This is a genomic window from Acinetobacter sp. 22512 (assembly GCF_052044755.1).
In the GTDB taxonomy this organism is placed as follows: domain Bacteria; phylum Pseudomonadota; class Gammaproteobacteria; order Pseudomonadales; family Moraxellaceae; genus Acinetobacter; species Acinetobacter pittii.
Genome location: NZ_JBQENP010000007.1, coordinates 179,237 through 199,810, shown reverse-complemented (window position 1 = coordinate 199,810; position 20,574 = coordinate 179,237). Strand labels below are relative to the sequence as shown.

General features: G+C 37.0%; 19 protein-coding genes. 17 read left to right on the top strand and 2 right to left on the bottom strand.

Annotated elements, in window-relative coordinates; genetic code table 11:
- Nucleotides 1-418 precede the first annotated feature (418 nt).
- From ACTJJG_RS10245 to hisC, 7 genes are all read left to right on the top strand, one after another.
- Entirely contained in the window at nucleotides 419-1,867 is a 1,449-nt protein-coding gene (locus ACTJJG_RS10245; protein WP_017481232.1) for an RNA polymerase factor sigma-54, read from the top strand.
- Between the two features lie 167 nt (nucleotides 1,868-2,034).
- On the top strand, nucleotides 2,035-2,373 hold the full coding sequence (gene hpf, locus ACTJJG_RS10240) for a ribosome hibernation-promoting factor, HPF/YfiA family (protein ID WP_005071251.1): 339 nt from the start codon (nucleotides 2,035-2,037) through the stop codon (nucleotides 2,371-2,373).
- A 138-nt stretch (nucleotides 2,374-2,511) separates the two neighbouring features.
- On the top strand, nucleotides 2,512-2,763 hold the full coding sequence (gene ibaG / locus ACTJJG_RS10235) for a BolA family iron metabolism protein IbaG (RefSeq protein ID WP_002115399.1): 252 nt from the start codon (nucleotides 2,512-2,514) through the stop codon (nucleotides 2,761-2,763).
- 6 nt (nucleotides 2,764-2,769) lie between these two features.
- The gene (gene murA / locus ACTJJG_RS10230; protein WP_002115380.1) at nucleotides 2,770-4,026 is read left to right on the top strand and encodes a UDP-N-acetylglucosamine 1-carboxyvinyltransferase; all 1,257 of its coding nucleotides are present in this window, start codon (nucleotides 2,770-2,772) and stop codon (nucleotides 4,024-4,026) included.
- Nucleotides 4,026-4,709, top strand: coding sequence for an ATP phosphoribosyltransferase (gene hisG, locus ACTJJG_RS10225; RefSeq protein ID WP_005071248.1), 684 nt, complete (start codon nucleotides 4,026-4,028; stop codon nucleotides 4,707-4,709). The genes murA and hisG overlap by 1 nt, the downstream gene beginning before the upstream one ends.
- A 106-nt stretch (nucleotides 4,710-4,815) precedes the next feature.
- Nucleotides 4,816-6,105 carry a histidinol dehydrogenase gene (hisD, locus tag ACTJJG_RS10220; protein WP_017481234.1) on the top strand — a complete coding sequence of 430 codons (1,290 nt, stop codon included), beginning with the start codon at nucleotides 4,816-4,818 and terminating at the stop codon, nucleotides 6,103-6,105.
- 69 nt (nucleotides 6,106-6,174) lie between these two features.
- A complete protein-coding gene (gene hisC / locus ACTJJG_RS10215; protein WP_017481235.1) occupies nucleotides 6,175-7,260 on the top strand; it encodes a histidinol-phosphate transaminase in 1,086 nt (361 codons plus the stop codon).
- Between the two features lie 3 nt (nucleotides 7,261-7,263).
- On the opposite strand, the gene ACTJJG_RS10210 is transcribed toward hisC, so the two are convergent.
- Nucleotides 7,264-8,616 (bottom strand): anthranilate synthase component I family protein, encoded by a 1,353-nt coding sequence (locus ACTJJG_RS10210; protein ID WP_017385832.1) that lies wholly within the window; start codon nucleotides 8,614-8,616, stop codon nucleotides 7,264-7,266.
- Between the two features lie 354 nt (nucleotides 8,617-8,970).
- On the opposite strand from ACTJJG_RS10210, the gene filA reads away from it, so the two are divergent.
- The 6 genes from filA (at nucleotide 8,971) to filF (ending at nucleotide 17,049) form a co-directional block, all read left to right on the top strand.
- Nucleotides 8,971-9,846, top strand: a complete 876-nt coding sequence (gene filA / locus ACTJJG_RS10205) for a putative pilus system protein FilA (protein WP_017481236.1) — start codon at nucleotides 8,971-8,973, stop codon at nucleotides 9,844-9,846.
- A 301-nt stretch (nucleotides 9,847-10,147) separates the two neighbouring features.
- Nucleotides 10,148-10,981: a putative pilus system C39 family peptidase FilB gene (filB, locus tag ACTJJG_RS10200; RefSeq protein WP_002115878.1), complete on the top strand. Its 834-nt coding sequence runs from the start codon at nucleotides 10,148-10,150 to the stop codon at nucleotides 10,979-10,981.
- Nucleotides 10,982-11,026: 45 nt separating this feature from the next.
- A complete protein-coding gene (filC, locus tag ACTJJG_RS10195; RefSeq protein ID WP_005071236.1) occupies nucleotides 11,027-12,196 on the top strand; it encodes a putative pilus system protein FilC in 1,170 nt (389 codons plus the stop codon).
- Nucleotides 12,197-12,214: 18 nt separating this feature from the next.
- Nucleotides 12,215-13,879, top strand: coding sequence for a putative pilus system OmpP1/FadL family transporter FilD (filD, locus tag ACTJJG_RS10190; RefSeq protein ID WP_032007207.1), 1,665 nt, complete (start codon nucleotides 12,215-12,217; stop codon nucleotides 13,877-13,879).
- Nucleotides 13,873-15,102: a putative pilus assembly protein FilE gene (gene filE, locus ACTJJG_RS10185; protein WP_440608936.1), complete on the top strand. Its 1,230-nt coding sequence runs from the start codon at nucleotides 13,873-13,875 to the stop codon at nucleotides 15,100-15,102. The genes filD and filE overlap by 7 nt, the downstream gene beginning before the upstream one ends.
- A gap of 18 nt (nucleotides 15,103-15,120) precedes the next feature.
- Nucleotides 15,121-17,049 carry a putative pilus system protein FilF gene (filF, locus tag ACTJJG_RS10180; protein WP_233752472.1) on the top strand — a complete coding sequence of 643 codons (1,929 nt, stop codon included), beginning with the start codon at nucleotides 15,121-15,123 and terminating at the stop codon, nucleotides 17,047-17,049.
- A 57-nt stretch (nucleotides 17,050-17,106) separates the two neighbouring features.
- Here the strand turns inward: filF and ACTJJG_RS10175 are convergent, their stop codons facing one another.
- On the bottom strand, nucleotides 17,107-17,655 hold the full coding sequence (locus tag ACTJJG_RS10175) for an NUDIX hydrolase (RefSeq protein ID WP_002115876.1): 549 nt from the start codon (nucleotides 17,653-17,655) through the stop codon (nucleotides 17,107-17,109).
- Between the two features lie 114 nt (nucleotides 17,656-17,769).
- On the opposite strand from ACTJJG_RS10175, the gene ACTJJG_RS10170 reads away from it, so the two are divergent.
- The 4 genes from ACTJJG_RS10170 to ACTJJG_RS10155 all read left to right on the top strand — a co-directional run bounded on the left by ACTJJG_RS10170 (nucleotide 17,770) and on the right by ACTJJG_RS10155 (nucleotide 20,550).
- Nucleotides 17,770-18,396 carry a CoA pyrophosphatase gene (locus tag ACTJJG_RS10170; RefSeq protein ID WP_081318651.1) on the top strand — a complete coding sequence of 209 codons (627 nt, stop codon included), beginning with the start codon at nucleotides 17,770-17,772 and terminating at the stop codon, nucleotides 18,394-18,396.
- 22 nt (nucleotides 18,397-18,418) lie between these two features.
- Complete coding sequence (locus tag ACTJJG_RS10165) at nucleotides 18,419-18,946, top strand: gamma carbonic anhydrase family protein (RefSeq protein ID WP_078210186.1); 528 nt, start codon at nucleotides 18,419-18,421, stop codon at nucleotides 18,944-18,946.
- Nucleotides 18,947-19,081: 135 nt separating this feature from the next.
- The gene (tsaB, locus tag ACTJJG_RS10160; RefSeq protein ID WP_069120149.1) at nucleotides 19,082-19,747 is read left to right on the top strand and encodes a tRNA (adenosine(37)-N6)-threonylcarbamoyltransferase complex dimerization subunit type 1 TsaB; all 666 of its coding nucleotides are present in this window, start codon (nucleotides 19,082-19,084) and stop codon (nucleotides 19,745-19,747) included.
- A gap of 11 nt (nucleotides 19,748-19,758) precedes the next feature.
- On the top strand, nucleotides 19,759-20,550 hold the full coding sequence (locus ACTJJG_RS10155; protein WP_372552760.1) for a class I SAM-dependent methyltransferase: 792 nt from the start codon (nucleotides 19,759-19,761) through the stop codon (nucleotides 20,548-20,550).
- The last annotated feature ends 24 nt before the right edge of the window (nucleotides 20,551-20,574 follow it).

Genomic DNA, 20,574 nt, shown 5'->3' with positions numbered 1-20,574 from the left:
GTTACCCATGTGAGAGTAAGTCATCGCCAGCTCATTATTCTAAACACCCCCGTTCTAATGAATGGGGGTGTTTTTTATTGGGGCAGAAAAAATATATGTGTGGGAAATAAACATAAAATTAAACTATGACTTGAGTTTTTAAATTTAATAGAAAAACTATACAATCGAAGGGTAATCAATTAAACAAAATTAAAAGAGAACTACCTCCTCCTAATTAACTTTTTATAACAAGATTTCGCGTCTGACTTTATTTGAGAACTATGTTTGATAGAATTAATTTAATAAGATTATTTTTATAATTGGAAAAATCTCTTTTTTCTTCTGCAAATTTCAGTTGGATATGTATGACAAATGGAGACTATATGTTATAAATATTGAATAGGCATGATTTTTGCTTGTTTTATGGAAAATGAAATATATGAAATTATCTGTTGGATTGAAAGTAGCGAATTCTCTATCGTTAACACCTCAATTGCAGCAGGCGATTCGTTTGTTACAACTCTCTAGTTTAGAGCTTGAACAGGAAATTCAGATTCAACTAGATAGTAATCCTTTACTTGAAAAAATAGAAGAAGAATCACTAACGGAGAGTCTGGCTGCATTAGAAAATAAAGAATCGGATGACTTAACGACTGAGCTAAATGCAGATCATTTACCTGATGATTTACCTGTTGATACAGAGTGGGATGATGTTTATACCCATCAATCAACAGCTTTGGCTACTCCAGAATTTGAAGAGCGAGAAGATAATCGCCAAGTTCAATTGTCGCTAAAGGAACATATTCTAGAACAAGTTAACCTTTTGCATTTTTCTAAAATAGATCAATTAATTGCTTATTGTATTGTTGATGCATTAGATGATAAGGGATTTTTAGATGCTGAAATTGAAGAAATAATTTTAGCGGCACAACAATTATTGAATGAAATGGATATTGAGGAAGAGATCGAAGAAGATGAGGTTTTAGTTGTTTTAAAACACATTCAACGACTTGATCCTTTAGGGATTGGTTCACGTAATTTAGCGGAATGTTTAAAGGTACAGCTCGAATTTCTACCGAAAGATGTTGAATATCTAAACGAAGCAAAAAATCTATTGCAGTATTATGAGCTTTTGATAGCCAATGATCTTAATAAATTGCTCAAACAAACTGGTTTAACGAAAGACCAATTAAAATTTGCAATCAATCTTTTAAAAACGTTAAAACCTTATCCTGGTATGGATTTTGATAAGCAAGAATCTGATTATCAAATTCCCGATGTAGTGGTTTCAAAAAAAGATTTACATTGGCAGGTTCAGCTAAACCCAGATGTACTTCCTAAATTAAGAATTAATTCTTTTTACTCTAGTATGATTCGTAGAGCAGATCAGAGTGAGGATAATTTATATTTACGTAACCAAATGCTTGAGGCGAAAAACTTTATCAAAAGTATTGATGAAAGGCATAAAACGTTATTAAAAGTAGCTTCTTGTATCGTAGAGCATCAAAAAGCTTTTTTGGAAATAGGCCCGGAAGCGATGAAGCCGCTAGTTCTTCGAGACGTGGCAGAAGAAGTCGAATTGCATGAATCTACAGTTTCTCGTGTAACTACAAATAAATATATGCTTACGCCTCGTGGTCTATTTGAGTTGAAATATTTTTTCTCTAGCCATGTAGGAACAACAGCAGGGGGAGAGGCATCTTCCACCGCAATTCGGGCAATGATTAAGAAACTAGTCGCCAACGAAAATCCACGTAAGCCTTTGTCAGATAATGTAATTGCTACATTGTTAAAGGATGAGGGAATTGAAGTGGCTCGAAGAACGGTTGCAAAATATCGAGAATCGTTACATATTCCTTCGTCGTCTGAAAGAAAAGTCTTGATCTGAATTTTGAAGTATGGCTATTCTAGAGATTCATTATGACGAAATAATGAAATTTCATTTTCACCAAGAGAGTAACTAAAATGGTTTAATTGTTCTAAGTTTTCTTTTTGATAGCATTAAATCGTTTTAGTTCTTCTTTAGATAACCTAAAAAAGGTGAGGGATAGAATTATGCAAATAACGATTCGTGGACATCATTTAGCAATTACACCAGCTATAGAAGAAAATATTAAATCAAAATTTAATCAGTTAACAAAACACTTAGATCAGGTGAATAGTATGCAGATTAAATTAACAAAAGATCATCAAATTGATAAGCGCTCTCATAAAGGTAGTTCGAACCATGTTGCAGAGGCTATTGTAAGATTGCCGGGAATTGAGTTGTTTGCTCAGGCAACTGCTGATGATATGTATACTTCAATTAAAAAACTAACTGAAAAATTAAAAAAACAATTATTAAAATATCGGAAAATGCAGTGCACTTATTCGCAAGTTGCTGTTTCTATTTAATAAGTTTTATATAATTGAAAGAGGCTTGAAACATAGCCTCTTTTTTATTGATAAAATATAAACACGTACTGAATTCTTTGAAAAAGTTATAGTAAAATACTTCGTTTTACACCTTAGGTTGTGTCAGAGGTCTTTGCAATGAATAGTGAACAGCTCACTCAAATTTTAAAAGAAGCTTTCCCTGAAGCGGAAGTAGCGGTGAGCGGACAGGCCGGAAAATTTGACCTCCGTATTGTGGATGATCAATTTGACGGTAAGCGTACTGTTGCTCGCCAACAATTAGTTTATGCACCATTAAATACTTATATTGCAAGTGGCGAAGTTCACGCGGTAACAATTCGTGCAATGACCAAAGATGAATGGCGTAAAGCAAGCCTTTTCGGAGCTTAAATATTAATGGATAAATTTTTAATTACGGGTGGTGTTAAGCTCGACGGGGAAGTGCGCATTTCTGGTGCTAAAAATGCAGCTTTACCATTACTTGCTGCAACTATTCTTGCAGACTCTCCAATTACGATCACTAATGTTCCAAATCTTAAAGACGTAAATACTTTGGTCAAGTTGATTGGTGGTTTAGGGGTTACAATCGGCTATGAAAATGACACAGTAAAAGCTGATACCTCTACTTTAGATAATCAGTTTGCTCCTTATGAGCTAGTAAAAACAATGCGTGCCTCAATTTTGGTTTTAGGACCATTATTAGCGCGTTACGGTAATGCGAAAGTTTCTTTACCAGGTGGTTGTGCAATTGGATCACGTCCAGTTGATCAACATTTAAAAGCTTTAGAAGCTTTAGGTGCACATATTGAAGTTGAAAATGGTTATGTCCATGCTTCAGTTGAAGGTCGTTTAAAAGGTGGCGAAGTTGTTTTTGATATGGTTACCGTTGGCGGTACTGAAAACATCTTGATGGCTGCTGCACTAGCTGATGGTGTTACGACTATTCGTAATGCAGCTCGTGAGCCTGAGATCACTGACCTTGCTCAAATGCTCATTAAAATGGGCGCTAAGATTGAAGGACTTGATACTGATACTCTTGTTGTAACTGGAGTAGAAAGTTTGCATGGCTGTGAATATGCTGTGGTAGCTGATCGTATCGAAACGGGATCTTATTTGGCTGCTGCGGCAATTACGGGCGGTCGTGTCAAAACTACACATACCGACCCTGCATTACTTGAATCTGTTTTGGATAAGTTTGAAGAAATGGGTGCCGAAGTCACTCGTGGTGATGACTGGATCGAACTTGATATGTTAGGCAAACGCCCTAAAGCTGTAAGTTTTAGAACTTTGCCACATCCAGAGTTTCCAACAGATATGCAAGCTCAGCTTATGGCTGTAAATGCTATTGGTCGTGGATTTGCAACTATCTCTGAAACGATTTTTGAAAATCGTTTTATGCATGTTCCTGAATTGTCACGCATGGGTGCTAATATTCAGGTTGAAGGTCATGATGCTGTCGTGACTGGAGTAGAAACTTTACAGGCTGCACCTGTAATGGCAACAGATTTGCGTGCTTCGTTCTCTCTAGTTTTGGCAGCTTTAGTGGCAGAAGGAGATACCTTAATTGACCGTATCTACCATATTGACCGTGGTTATGAGCATGTCGAAGAGAAACTTCAAGGTTTAGGTGCCAAAATTAAGCGAGTAAGTTAATGAATGATGTAAGAAACGATGATCCTAATTTTGATGTGATGGGCAATTTTGATCATGGTTTGACCTTGGCACTCAGTAAAGGACGTATCTTAAAAGAGACGTTACCTTTACTAGCTACAGCGGGTATTAATTTGCTCGAAGATCCGGAAAAGTCCCGCAAACTGATTTTTCCTACTACGCATAAGCAAGTACGTATTTTGATTTTACGTGCATCTGATGTGCCTACCTATGTAGAAAATGGCGCAGCAGATTTAGGTGTAGCAGGCAAAGATGTGTTGATGGAACATGGCGCTCAGCATGTATATGAGCTACTTGACCTGAAAATCGCTAAGTGTAAATTAATGACTGCTGGTAAAGTGGGAATGGAACGTCCAAAAGGCCGTTTAAAAATTGCCACGAAATACGTCAATCTTACACGTCAGTATTATGCAAGCTTAGGTGAGCAAGTCGATGTGATCAAACTCTATGGTTCTATGGAGTTAGCGCCTTTGGTGGGTTTGGGTGATTACATTGTCGATGTGGTCGACACTGGTAATACGCTAAGAGCGAATGGTCTTGAGCCATTAGAGGAAATTTGCAAAGTTTCTTCACGTTTAATTGTAAATAAAGCTAGTTTTAAACGTAAGCAAACTCTATTAAATCCAATCATTTCACAGCTTGAGCAAGCTGTTCAATCACGTTAAAAGCAATTTCCCATCATGCTTTTGTGATAGTTGCTTCAGATGATGCCCACAAGCGCTTAGAAAAAGAGTAAACTTGGTTTTTCTTTTTCGCCTTGTGGGTAAATTGATGCGACGTTTATCGACTCAAGATCAGAACTTCAAACAGGTTTTTGCTGAGCTTTTAGCATTTGAAACTGTAAATGATCTTAATTTAGTGCAAACAGTAGATCAAATTATTGCTGATGTTCGTCAGCATGGTGATGATCATGTTTTGAAGCTTACTCAACAGTTCGATAGACATCCTGCGCATCAATTTTCAGATTTAGAATTATCTCAACAACAACTTAAAACTGCTTTTGATAATTTAAGCCCAGAAATTCGTGATGCTCTAGAGTTAGCAGCAAAGCGTATTCGTTCATTTCATGAAGCTCAGAAACAAGAGAGCTGGACTTATATAGATGATTTGGGTAATACATTAGGACAAAAAGTCACACCTCTAGACCGTGTGGGTATTTATGTACCAGGTGGTTTAGCCTCTTATCCGTCTTCAGTTTTAATGAATGCAGTGCCAGCCCATGTTGCTGGTGTACCTGAAATTATTATGGTTGTTCCTGCACCAAACGGTGAATTAAATCCATTGGTTCTAGCTGCGGCTTACCTTGCAGGAGTGAGTCGAGTATTCACTATTGGGGGAGCTCAAGCTGTAGCAGCTCTTGCTTATGGTACTCAGACTATTCCACCTGTAGATAAAATTACTGGCCCTGGAAATCGTTTTGTGGCGGCTGCCAAACGCGCTGTATTTGGTCAGGTTGGTATTGATATGATTGCTGGACCTTCTGAAATTTTAGTATATGCAGAAGGTGAAAATAATGCAGATTGGTTAGCTATGGATGTTTTATCTCAGGCTGAACATGACACAGTTGCTCAAGCTATTTTCATTACTCCTGATGAAGCTTTGCTTAATGCGGTAGAGTTGGCAATTGAAAAGCATTTAAATGAATTGCCAAAGGCAGACATTGCGAGAACTTCGATTGAAAACCGTGGTGCTTTGGTATTAGTAAAGGACCGTGCAGAAGCAATTGATTTGATTAATCAAGTTGCACCAGAACATTTGGAACTTTGCTTAGATGATGCCGAGGCTATGAGTGAAGATATTCGCCATGCTGGAGCAATTTTCATGGGGCGCTATACACCTGAAGCAATTGGTGACTATTGTGCAGGCCCAAACCATGTATTACCGACCTCTGGAACTGCTCGTTTTTCTTCTCCATTAGGTGTTTATGATTTCCAAAAACGTTCGAGCTTAATTATGTGTTCGAAAGATGGAGTCAAATCGTTAGCTAAGACAGCAGATATATTGGCTGTTCAAGAGAACTTAGATGCCCATGCACGCTCAGCTCGCTATCGTTATCAATAAGCTTATAAACCTTGTAGTTTTTTAATTATTACTCAGGGCTGGTTTTCAGCCCTTTTTTGAGATAAGACCATGACTTTATCTACAGCACAAATGCGCTTTTGGAGTCCAGAAGTTCGTGAGTTAGAGCCGTATGTTCCTGGTGAACAGCCTAAAATTCAGAATTTATTGAAGCTCAATACAAATGAAAATCCATATCCGCCATCACCAAAAGTAGTTGAAGCAGTTCAAGCTGTTTTAACTCATCAGGCTGATGCATTGCGTTTATATCCAGACCCAGATGCTACGGCATTAAAACATGCGATTGCTAAGCAACAAGATATTGAAGTTTCGCAAGTTTTTGTTGGTAATGGCTCAGATGAAGTACTTGCTCATATTTTTAAAGCATTTTTTCTTCAAGATGAACCAATTCTTTATCCAGATATCACTTATAGCTTTTATCCAGTTTATAGTCAGTTTTTTGGTACAAAGACTAAAGAAATCCCACTCAATGATAATTTTGAGATAGAAGTTAAAGATTATGTGCAACCAAATGGTGGGGTTATTATTACAAACCCTAATGCTCCAACAAGTATTGCACTAGGCTTAGCAGAAATCGAACAAATTTTAAAAGCTAATCCAGATCGAGTGGTTGTCATTGATGAGGCTTATGTTGATTTTGGTGCAGAATCAGCGGTGAGTTTAGTAAATCGCTATGAGAATCTGGTTGTGTGCCAAACAACTTCAAAATCTCGCTCTCTTGCGGGTTTACGCGTTGGCTTCGCGATTGCTCAGTCTCATTTAATTGCTGCACTTGAAGCTGTCAAAAATAGCTTTAACTCATATCCTATTGATCGTTTTGCAATTGCAGCAGCGGTAGCCTCTTTTGAAGATCAAACTTATTTTGAAGAACAATGTCAAAAAGTTATTTCTAGTCGTGAAAAGTTAGTAGATGAATTAACTGCTTTGGGCTTTAAAGTTTTACCTTCTAAAGCAAACTTTATTTTTGCTTCACATCCATCGCATGATGCAGGTCAGCTTGCACAGCAATTACGTGAGCAGGGCATTATTGTGCGCTATTTCAATAAGCCTCGTATTAATCAATTCTTGCGAATTACTGTAGGAACTGATGAGCAAAATGAGCGTTTAGTACATACATTAAAAGAAGATATTCTCTAAATTTTACTCTGCTGTGCTGTTCATTAAGTTCAGCATAGCAGAGACTTTATCAAGACTTTCTTGATATTCTGCTTCTGCATTTGATGCAATCGTAATACCACCACCTGCCCATAAAGAGAGCTGATTCTGATATTGTTGAAAACTACGGATGAGAATATTCCAGCGACCAGTTCCATCAAAATTGAAGTAACCCAATGTCCCGCAATATGCACCTCTTGAAGCTTCCTCTAGCTCTTCAATGATCTGCATTGCCCGAATTTTGGGAGCTCCTGTGATTGAACCTCCTGGTAAGGCAGAGAGCAGCATTTGCATAGGATTAATATCATCTTTAAGAGTCGCAACGATCTCGCTTACCATGTGATGTACTTGATTAAAACTTTCAATCTCGAATAATTTTGTTGTTTTTACAGATCCTGTATTGGCATAAATGCTCAAATCATTACGTAATAAATCGACAATCATCACGTTTTCTGCTTGGTCTTTTTGAGAGTTTTTTAAGGTTTGTTTAGAAATAAAATCTTTTTCTGCATTTTCATAGCGAGGCATTGTGCCTTTAATAGGTCTAGTTTTAATTTGTTTATTTTGATTGAACTCGATGAAAAGCTCGGGAGAGCAACTTAATAATTCAAAATCATCTAATTTTAAATAACCTGCATATGGAGCATTTGTAAGTTGCCATAAATCTTTAGCTTTATTTAATAAGGATCCTGAAAATTTAGCTTTAAACTCTTGGGTTAAATTAATTTGATAGCAATCTCCAGCCTTAATATATTCTTGTATTTTATAGAAAGCATCGAAATATTGTTTTTTAGACCATCTTGGTTGAATAGTGGTTTTTAATTCAAATGTATTTTTAGAGTTATTGGAACCAAAATTCTCTATTTTATTTTCAATATATGAGAATAGATCAATTGCATTTTCTTCATCACTAAAAAAATACCAATCATTATCTATATATTTTAAAAAAGATCGATATTGACCTAGGAATAAAGAAGGTTGTATATGATTTTGCCCATTAATAAATTGATGCGCACTGAAATCATAGCTGATAAAACCAATATAACCACCTATAAAACTTGTTGTTGATTTAATATCTTTACTTAAATTATTTTCTTTAAATTGAATGAAATTTAAAAGTTGATTTGATTTTGATCTATTTTTATATTCGTTAAAATTTTGGCGCTCAAATTCTAAATAATTTTCATTTTGAATAATAATATAATCTTGCGGAAGAAATCCAATAGTTGGGTTGTTGTTGTCATTTAAATAAATAAGCCCAGTTAAACCATCTAATTTTTTTAAAATATCGGCAGCATTTTTACTATATAAAGAGATTTTTTTCTTTAACTGAGACATTTTTAAATAAAAGAGTGTTTAATGAGAGAGTAGTTAGTTTACTATAAGTTGTACTTCATCAGGAGAAAGTCTTTTAAGTACTAAACTTTTTGCTGATAAAATGAACGAAATTTTAACTGAGAATTTATTGTTTTTAGCAAGGTTTGTGTAGAAAAACTTGAGTGTACCGTTTGTCGGGTAATTGGCAAAAAATGCACAACACTAGTTGAACAAAAATTAACGTAGATGTAATTTAGTAATTGCTAAGCAAAACTACTCAAGGACTGGAAGTTTCGGTTGCCATATAAAGAAAAATGCAACTTGAGACAATAGAGTGGTTAAGTCAAAAAATAAATGCTCTTGGGAGAGTGCTCAATGAAAATGTTTACTAAACTTGCTTTAGTTTCTTCTTTAGCTATCAGTGCAAATGCAATGGCAATGCAGTCAATGGACGATGCTGCGCTTAGTGCTGCTACTGGTCAAGATGGTATTAATATCGGTATCGCTTTAGGTACTGGCGGTATTTCTATCGATAAATTATTTATTCATGACAATGATGGTTTGGATCCTGCTACTGGTATTACTGGTGCTGCAGCAACTGCAGGTGCAATTACAATCACAGGTACAACGGCAACTGGCGGTAAAGCGATAACCCTTACGCAGGTAGATACGACACAGAATCTATTGGATCTTAAAATTGATAGCGTTGGTGCATCTGCTACAAATGGCGCGTTTTTAAACGTTGCTGCAAATGTAGGGGCAGTTAATGTAAAAGTTGGTTCTATTGGTGTTGGTAGTTCTGGTACTTTAAATGAAACTACTGCTGTACGTGGTATTACAGAAGCTGCTCCAACTGAAATTCTTTCTGGTTTGGATTTATCTTTAGGCGCTATTTCAGCTAATGTTCAATTAGGTGCTACGCCACAAGGTGCAATGATTAAAGTAAATTCAAGTTTACAAGGTGGTTTAACTCTATCTAACCTAGGTATTAACGATGCCGCTGGCGGTGGTAAAATCTTCTTGGATAAAGTTATGGTCCGTGGTGCTGGTAATACAACTGGTAACTTAGATGTGAATGCAGATATTTCTGTTGTACCGACTGGCTTAAAAATTCAAAATAATAGTGCTCAAGGCATGAATGTCTATGCACAGGGTATTCGTTTAGGTTCAAATACTGCTGCTTCAATTGGTGATGTGGAAATCCAAGGTATTAATGTTGGTACTTCTACAATTACAATTTCTGGTCACTAATTTAAAAGCTTTAGTAAAAAAGCGCGTTTAATACGCGCTTTTTTAATTTATTAACTCATCTAATTTTGTTATATAAAAATATATTTTAATTGATAAAAACAATCTATTAATTTAAAAATCAACTTAAATTAAGCATAAAAGTCTCTCTATTTTTATAAAACTAAACGTTCATCAAAAAAAATTAAAAAAAGGCTGTTTTTTTCAAAAAAAAAAGGTATCTTCAACACACAGGGATGTAGAGCTATTGCTCTAAGAATAAAATGAATAAGGCCGGTTTGGCCACCATTTAGAACAAGTGCTTATGTTAGAGATTGCTTTGGGCTCAGCATTGATATATTACTTTGCGACAGAAGCCTTCGAAATAGAAAAAAAGCCACCGGGAACTGTTTATTATACAGAAACGGCCGATTCACGTAATTTATCTTTTCGCCGAAATCATATTGAGCCTGTAACGATTAAGCCAGCGATAGAAGATCAATTTCGCGGTATTGTTCGACAAGCATATGACTATAGCTGTGGTTCAGCTGCACTTACAACTTTGTTGAATGGTTATGTGGGTACAAGCTTAACTGAACAACAAACAATGAGTGGTTTACTTCAGTATGGTGAGTATCAACGAATTATTGAACGCCGTAGCTTTTCACTACTTGATATGAAGCGTTTCGTAACTGCTATTGGTTTGGATAGTGGCGGTTATCGAGGAGAGTTCTCTGATTTAGTTAAATTAGGTCAACCTGCGATTGTTCCCATTTCATATGCTGGTTTTAAACATTTTGTCGTATATAAAGCTTATAAAGATGGACGAGTCTATGTAGCTGATCCTGCTTTAGGCAATATCAGCTTTGATGAAAATCGCTTTAAAGAGGTTTGGGATAATAATACTTTATTTGTTATTTCTGTGCCTGAATCACAGCGTAAAGACTTATTAACATTGAAAGATGCTGATATGCGTCATGTGGAAGATGCAACTGTTAACCGTTATGCCTTTGTGGATGTGCAATATCCAACGTTTAATTATGATCGTTTAGCAAATAAAGCCTCAACAATGCGAAGGGTTCTGGATAATGATAGTCACTCTTCCAATCATAATCAGCCGATAGAAACTTATATGCGTCTTTATTACAAGCGTAAGTAATGAAAATTTGATTTAGTAAAATAAATAAATTGGGTGGGAAGAAATATGAATAATCGATGGATGAAGATGAGTGTATTGGCATTAAGCATGAGTGCTATTACAGGTACACTTTATGCAGATGATCAAGTTGCACAAGCAGATGTACAAAATAGTACAGCTGTTTCTGAAGCGACCACGGTATCAGATGTAACGCCAACATCAAATTCAGTGCAAGAAGATGCATTAGCTCCGACTAATGGATCTACCACTACTGAATCTGAACCTACATCAGCTAATCCAGAAGCAAATCAAGCCGCGACTGCTTTACAGAAAAAAGAAGGAGATGCGAGCCAAGAGACCAATTTACAAGAAGTTTTTACCTCGAATGAACGACAATATTCATTAATTAAAAAAGGCGAAATTTCAACATATTATGATCTCGATTATACCTATTACCGCGATAGTATTTTAGATTTAGCATTAGGAGATGATAATTCTAGTATTAGTCGATTGAGTATTAGGGAAGATGCTCAGCATACATTGACCAACAGTTTTACAGCTCAATATGGTGTTTTAGATAATTTAACACTTTCAGCGACTGTACCTCTTGTTGCTAAATCTGATATTGCTAGTGATTCAGATACTGCAGGGTTAGGGGATATTTCATTAGGTGCACGTTGGGAACCTTTCCCATTGAAACAAGGACGCTTACCTTTAGTTTTGTTTGGTAGCGTTTCTACTAAAACTGGCGATAGTCCATATGAAGTTGCTCAAAATGAACTTTCAACTGGTAAAGGTTATTACTCTGTAGGTTTAGGAGCAAGTACTCGTAAATATATCGATCCGGTGGTTTTATTTGCTTCAGCATCTGCCAATTATGGTTTTAAAGAGACTGGTTTAAATCAGGTACGTGGTAATCGTATTTTAGAATCTTTTGATCCTGGAATCAGTGGAGGATTCTCTTTCGGTTTTGCCTATTCCTTTAACTATGATGTGTCCTTAACCATGTCTTACCAACAAAGCTTTAACTTAAATTCAGAGTTTCAGTTTGCAAATGGTGAATCATATCAGTCACCAGATCAGAGTAGTGCGGTGATGGCTTTTGCTTTGGGGGTACGTGTTTCACCTGATACGATTGTTAACGGTACAGTTGGCTTTGGTTTAACAGAGGATGCACCAGATGTTTCACTTGGTTTGTCATTCCCGCTAGATATCTTAGGTTTGCGCAAAAAATAAAAATAAGGAGATAGGCAGGTGAAATATCCTAAATTATGTCCTTTAACAATGGCAATTGTGATCTCTGGTTTTTCTAGCTTTGCCAATGCTCAATTAGGACAAAACCTAGCTGTTGATATTCGTTCATTATCGATGGGGAATGCTGTAACAGCAGATCCACCAGGTATTAGTGCTGTTCATTTTAACCCTGCAGCGTTAGCCAAGATTGATGGGCTACAAACTGATGTACAGGGTATTCTTGCTAATTTTGATATCCAACGCGAGTTTTCAGCCCCCCCTGGCTATAATATTTTTGGTTATTCAGATGATCCTCTTGTCTGTAATGATGGACCAGAGGTTACTGCTAATATTTGTACAGATTTTAAGGGACCTGTGCGTGGTGATGTTGAATACGCTAGCTTGTATGTCCCTATCCTTAAAAAAATGGTTGATTTAGGGGAGGGTTATCCACTGGTTGCTCCTACTGCAGGAATTGCCTACAAACCACCTGGCTCAAAAGTAACTTATGCAACAGCGATATATGCACCATTGGTTGCTGGTTTTGGAGCAGAAAATGGAAATGCTGGTAACTATATGGGGCAGCAAGTTGCAGTAGAGCGAATCACCTATTTATCCCCATCTTTTGGTTTTCAAGTAAATGATCACTTATCAATTGGTGCCTCAATTGGTATGTCTTATAACGCACTAGCATTGAAAACTGATCTTCGCTTTCCAAATGAGATGCTTGGTGTATTGCGTATGGTTGATGAAGTGGTTTGCGCACCATTTAAGAATAACAATGACATGATTACCGACTTATTATTATTTGGTATGTGTAATGCTCAGGAAGGAATGAACCCATTTAATAAAATGGGAGCTTTACAAGTTTCATTGGAGCAGTCTTTAAGTCCAAGTTATAACTTGGGCTTATTGTGGGAACCGACAGACGATTTTGGCTTCGGTATGGTTTATCAAAGTTCAGCCAAGATGCGTATGAAAGGCAAATACTTGATTGATAACGCTAAAGCACCACAAGAATTGATTAAGGGATTGAATTCATCTGCTACAGGTCAAATTTTAGCTAGAATTTTAGGTTTGCCTGGTTATGTACCTGATATTGAATCAGGTTTAGTTGCAATGGATCTAGAGTACCCTGCACATTTTCAGGCAGGTATTAAGTATAAGATCTTGCCAGACTTACAAGTGAATTTTGATGTTGGTTGGACAGATTATTCGGCATGGGATAAATTTAAATTTGAGTTTGATCGTCAGATCTCATTACTCAAAGTTGCAAAATTATTATCTAATGATGTGACTGATAACTCTTTAGCATTACCTTTAAAATTTACTTCACCATGGAGTTGGGGTATTGGTTTAGAGTATTCAGCAACGGATCGTTTAAAATTACGAGCTGGTTATGAGCCCCGTGCCAGTGCTATTCCTAATGACAAACGTAATACCATGGTCCCAATTAATAATGCACAATTATTTGGTTTAGGATTAGGTTATCGTTTTGATGCAGATACAGATTTGGATCTTTCAGTTGGTTTCTTACGCAGTCGCGATAACATACCCGCGTGTACAAGTACTTTATCGAATAAATGTGGTGTTGATAATATTTTATTAAATCCTTATGCGGGTTTAGATGTAAAAACGAATACTAAAGTTACAGTGCTTGGTTTGAGTTATAGAACAAAATGGTAAGACAATATAAATGGATGTTCCGCCCTAAACTTGCTATCTCAATTTTATCTGTTGCGATGGTAAGTGTTTCTGGATCTTATGCAGATGGTTTTTACACGATTATAGGTCCAGATGGGCGTCCTATGATTGTACCGAGTAAAAAAGTTGATCAAAAAAGACAGCTACCTCCTAGAGTGGAAATACAATCTCAAAATCTACCGAATAAAATTATAATTGATCCAGCTCAAAAAGTTTCTAAAGAAAAAACTATAGATGCACCAAAAAAAATGGAGCAATCAACACAAAACAAATTAAATACTGCACCGACTGCACCGACTGCACCGACTGCACCGACTGCACCGACTGCACCGACTGCACCGCAAAAAGTCCAAAATACTCAGCCTACTTCAGCAAATAGTCATGAATTAAAAACACCTATTGAAAATGTAAAACTTCAAACGGCGTCTTATAATGAATGGCAGAAACAATTACTTTTAATTCCACCTCCGATCAAAAGTACCTCACAGGCTTCTCCTGAGCCAACTTCTTCACAAGATAAGTCTAAATTTACTACTATTGATGGCATAGAATATGTAAATAGTGAATATCTAGAAGACCAAGAGTTTAATTTAGAAGGAAAAAAACGTTTTTATATCGTGCCAGATGGATTAGGCAGAACTGAGTCAATAGAACGGAAAAAAGGTCTAAGTCGATCAACATTGGATCAGCTTTTTAATCGCCATACTCAAGATACAGATTCGGCAGTGGTATTAGCGCCGACGTATATACGTTTATCTTCTCAAGATTTAGAAGCAACTTTTGAACAGGATAAATGTTTTATTAAAAATTATAATAAATCAATTAAAAAGCTCAGTATAAATAAAGAAGTAAATTTGTGGCCAAGAAAACCTCTTAAAGAAAAGTTTGAGTATGAGTTGATAAAGCTTGATCCTTCAATTCAACATTTAAAACTTATGTCATTCGCTGCTAGTAATGAAAGACCTTTATATTATTGGCCTTTAGTTATTTTTTTAGATGATAAAGGGTGTATTTTAGAGGGGGTGAGCGGTTTCAAGAGTAAATCGTATCCTTCTACTCTATTACAACACGCATCAATCCAAGGTGTTTTAAAATTACCACCTTTAGCACATTACATGATGTTGACGCCATTATCCTCTGCCGTAGATGTTGCAGAAAATGAGTTAACGAATCAGGGACAAATTCAAATTTCAGTATTACGTTAAAAATAAGTAGGATATCTAATGAATAAAAAAGTTTTATGGTCTTTTGCACTTACCACATTGGCACTGATGCTAAACGGTTGTGGTGGTGGTAGTTCCACAATAAATGAGAATCCTACAAATGGATCAGGAGGAGCTACTGCTAATGGAAGTTGTTCCGTAACAAACAGTGATTGTCTACAATTCTCTTTAGATTACCCAATAGCGGGTATTAATTTTACCTGTAATAGTGCAGCGAATCTAAGTTTTGTTACTAAGGCTTCTGGAAATAGTGTTATCGGATCTTGTAAAGCAGGCGATACTGCTAGTTTTTATTTGCAAGATACCAAAGCTACAAGAAAAATTGAACTAGGCTCTGTTAAGTTAGACACTGTTTCAAAAATTCAGATGACTGTTCCGCCACGTTTGAAAGTCATGGATATGGCGATTGGATTAACTGGGCAAACACCAACATCACTTAACCAGAATGATCCTACAGTGCGGGTTGCAATGGCATTGGTAAAACTCTTTCAAAGCGTTGGCTTAGAGAGGGGAGATAATGCTGCTGGTGATTTGCAGCCAACCCAATTTACCGATGAGAAGAAAAATACTTTAAATATTTTAGTTCAAAATATTACAGCTACAGAATGGAAAAATGGTGCTTATGCCAATATTTTGAAACCATGGTTAGATGTAAGTCCAGTATCAGATACGCAAGCTTTTGAATTGGTAACCCAGTTGGCACACTTAAGTTTAGTAGGGTTATATCAATCAGATTATATTACTTTGGCTGAGCCTAATTTAATATCTGAAAATTTTTATGGATGTAATTTAACTAATTTAGCAGATTGTCCAAAAAATAGCGCTAATACCCAACATATGTTTGGTAATTTATTCTTACTATCTGATCGTCGGGGATATACATTTGGTTATGGCTTACAATGGAAAGGAACGAGTACAATTACAAGCCAGTTAGCAATTAGTGCAGTATTAAATGTTTTGACGAAATCTAAGCCAACTCAAATGGTTGCAGACTCGCAAACTACTTGGCTTGATCCAATACAGACAGAAATTAAATCAACACAACCATTCCGTTTAAAAACTTCTAGCAATACAAATGAAGATTTAGTGATTTATCAAGGCAAATTATTGAATGATTCACTTATTGCAGGACGTGATAGTTCATATTTCGGTTTAACAAATACTAAAACTCCTAATCCTCAGCAATATGCTTTATGGAAACAAAGTATTGATAACCAAAGTTATAATGGTTCTATGGATATTTATAAGGTAAGCCCTGCGAGCTATTTGTCTAATCAGATCTTTAAAACAGCTAATAATGTCAAATCTGGTCAAACTTATATTTTCCCATTATATGCAACTCTAAACTTTAAATTTGATACAGCAGGAATTGCACCTATTGATTTGGGTATTGTAGTTGATGAAAATGGAGACATTAGAACAGATATTAAACCTAATGCTACTGCAACAGACATGTCTGGTCAGTGTGGAGTGGTTTCAAATACGAGTTTGATTGATAACAATGGGGTTCAGCAGTACAGAATTGGCACAACTGGAGGGACAGAGTCGGCCACCAATGATAAGTCAATTACAGTAAGAATGATTTTTGGGGTACCTCAATTAGGGAATTTAAATGGCATTGTGGTAGGCCTAAATTCAAATGTAGTTCAAAGTACTTCTCAAACTGGTAGCCAAACTTTACTTGTAAGTGGCGCAAAAATTAACGTTGCTAATCTATTACAAGGGCAGACCAGTGGTGCGAATCTTACTACCTATGATAACAAAACAGTTTCATGGTTAAATCCGTATGCTTTCTATCAACAAGTTTATAATAATATTAAAGATATTTCACCTGCTCCGACTGAGACTGAAAAAGCTTTAGGTCAACGTATGGCTGGAACTGTGACACTTAGAACAGCTGATTGTTATCAGATTAAGACTAAATCTTAAAAAATAAAACACATATAAAAAAGACCGCGAAGGCGGTCTTTTTTATTATCTAAATGATTAACCTGTATGGTCTAAACGAGTCCCCAAAGTTTCAAGATGTGTTGGGAACACTTGTTTTTTACGGTCTTCAAAATAATGTCTTAATGTATGTTCGACACTAGGAAAGGCGAGTTCTCCCCATGGAATTTCATGCTCTTCAAATAGACGACTCTCGATGCTTTCTTCACCTGCACCAAAAATGCCATCTTTCAGCTGTGCTTTGAAAAGAACATAAATTTGACCAATACGCGGAATATTGTACATACAATAAAGTTGTTCTATTTCTATCTCGGCTTCTGCTTCTTCACGAGTTTCGCGTGCTGCACCTTGCTCCATGGTTTCGAACAATTCCATATAGCCAGCAGGCAAAGTCCATAAACCATAACGAGGTTCAATCGCACGACGACAGAGTAATACTTTGTCTTCCCATAACGCTAAGGCACCGCAGATTACTTTGGGGTTTTCATAGTGAATATTTCCACAATGAGTACAAACACGGCGTACTTTATGATCACCTAAAGGAATTTTTTGTTCGGTTTTATGCCCACACGCTACACAGAAACTCATAATTATCATCGAGTATAGAGATGACTCAGCATAACTGAATTTTTAGACTTACGCATCAACTCTATTCCCTAAGTTTGATTTTCAGATATGATGCAAAGAGAGATAGAATAATAGGTGAATGGTATGGAAGAGCACTTGCTAACACAAAAGTTACAGCAAAGATTACGCTTTTCCACCCGCATACAAGAAGCACAAGCTGCAGTACTTATTGCCATTACGAATGAGAATGATCCAAAGGTACTGCTTACACGCCGTTCAATACATATGAACAACCATGCGGGGGAAGTCTCTTTTCCTGGGGGAAAGCGTGATCCTAGTGATACCAGTAATATTGTTGTAGCATTGAGAGAAGCTCAAGAAGAGACAGCTTTAAATCCGTTTGATGTACAGTTGCTCGGTGATTTGCCGATGCAGCGTGCAAGAAGCGGTTTGTCTGTAAAACCGATCGTTGGGCTTATTCCTCCTGAGGTCACTTTAATTCCTCAGCCCACTGAAATTGATCGAATTTTCTTTGTGCCTTTACAGCAACTTATAGAGACGCGTCCGACGCCATATGAAGTGCGATATGCTCATCAATCTTTATACTTCCCAAGCTTGCAGATTGATAATGAAATTATTTGGGGTCTCACAGCGCGAATGTTAATTGCCTTATTTAAATATGGTTTAGGCTACCAAAAAGAATGGCCATTTCTACTGAATGCTCCAACGTTTGGAATGCCAAAATTTTCTCATAAAAAATAAAGATCAGGACTGATAAATTATGATGTATAGCTATCAAGGACAGCATCCAAAAGCCTTACATGAGCCATGGGATGGCTGGGTTGCTCCAACTGCAACGCTTATTGGGCAAGTAGAACTAGGCCGTCAGGTCAGTATTTGGTTTGGTGCAGTAGTTCGTGCTGATAACTGTGTCGTTCGGATTGGTGATTTCTCTAATATTCAAGAAAACTCTGTCTTACATACCGATGCTGGACTTGAGCTAAATATTGGTGAATACGTTACAGTCGGTCATAAAGTCATGCTGCATGGTTGTACGATTGGTGATAATAGTTTGATTGGTATGAACGCCGTAATTTTAAATCGGGCGGTGATTGGTAAAAATTGTATTATCGGTGCTAATGCTTTAATTCCTGAAGGGAAGGTGATTCCAGATAATTCAGTGGTGATGGGTTCACCAGGCAAAATTGTCAAAACTTTAGATGAAGATGGGGCAGCGAAAATACGTTTGAGCGCATTACATTATGCTGAACACTTTAAGAGCTATGCAGATTTAAAAGAGTTTCACTTTTAAAATCTTTTAATAAGTTATTTTCTATGCCAAGCACAAGCTTGGCATTTTTATTTAGAAAGAGAACAACTCGCCTATCAGAGCCGAGTGGGGTATCATAACCCTCGTTTTTAATCTGATTTAATACTAAGGTTGTGCATGAAATTGCTGGCGTTGGAAACTGCAAATGAGCAGTGTTCTATTTCATTAGTCGATGAAACCCAAGAACTGTTTTTTCAACTCGATACGCGGGCGAAAGCACAAACACAGACCATTTTGCCTATGATTGAGCAAGGGCTACAACAAACAGGTCTTGAAGTTGCTGGTTTAGATGCGATTGCCTTTAGCCGTGGACCTGGTTCTTTTAGTGGTGTTCGAATTAATGCTGCTGTTGCCCAAGCTTTAGCTTGGTCACAAGATTTACCGGTGGTTCCAGTTTCTACATTGCAAGCTTTAGCACAAGCGGCATACCGACTTGAAGGTTTGGAGCAGGTGACTGCGGTGCTCGATGCACGTATGAACGAAGTTTACATTGCAAGTTTTGTTCTAGATGAACAAGGAATTATGCAGTGTATTGATGAAGAAAAATTAATGGGCTACGAGTCAGCAGCAGCTTATGCAAAACATTGCTTAATTGGTTCGGGCGCCAAGCTACTTCAAGCTGATGCAGAGCATCAAACAATTACTGCAACTGCACAGGATATTGCTTCTATTGCACGTGTCTATGCTGCACAAAAGCAATGGGTGGATGCCGAGCATGCTTTGCCAGTTTATTTACGTGATGATGCGTGGAAAAAGATAGCGGATCAGGGTAAAGCAAAATAAAGGCAGTACTCATGCATATATATTTTGAACAAGATTTTCAAGAACAAGCACAGCACTACCAAGCTGTGCTTTGTTCTAGAGGTGTGACTGTTGATTTACAGCCAATTGAAAAGCTGAATGCACGGTTTTTACGTTTCAATCCTGAAATTGCCCTTTGTGTAGATGAAAACGGACTTTGGTTATCTGCTAATGGCATGAAAATGCAGCCCGACTGGAAAGCAGAAATTCCACGTTTAAAACGTGCAAGTCTTAAATCGGAAATGATTGCTCGTGCTTGTCAGTTAGGTGAAAAGCCAGTACTGCTCGATGCTACAGCGGGTTTAGGTCATGACAGCTTACTTATGGCTTATCTAGGAGCCCAAATCCAGCTTGTTGAGCGCCATCCGATTTTATTTACTTTACTTGAAGCTTCAAAAGCTCAGGCACAGCATGATCCATTTTTAAGCCAATTTATGGATCGTATTCAACTTATCTTCGCTGACTCTGGAAGCTATTTACAGCAATTACATCAAGAAGCAAAAACGGTTGATGTAGTCTATCTTGACCCGATGTTCCCACAGCGCGACCAGAATCAACAAGCAATAAAAAAACAAGCTCAAGTCAAAAAACAAATGCAGCTTTTACATCTTCTTTTACCTGAAGATGGTGAGATGGATTTGGGGGATAATTTGCTAGTTTTGGCACAGAGAGTTGCTAAACGTGTCGTGGTTAAGCGGCCACGCCATGCTATTTTCTTGGCAAATCAAGAGCCAGCTCATCAATGGCAAGGGGATGCTTGTCGTTTTGATGCGTATTTTCAGTAGGCTTATGTAAGGTTAGGTTTTATT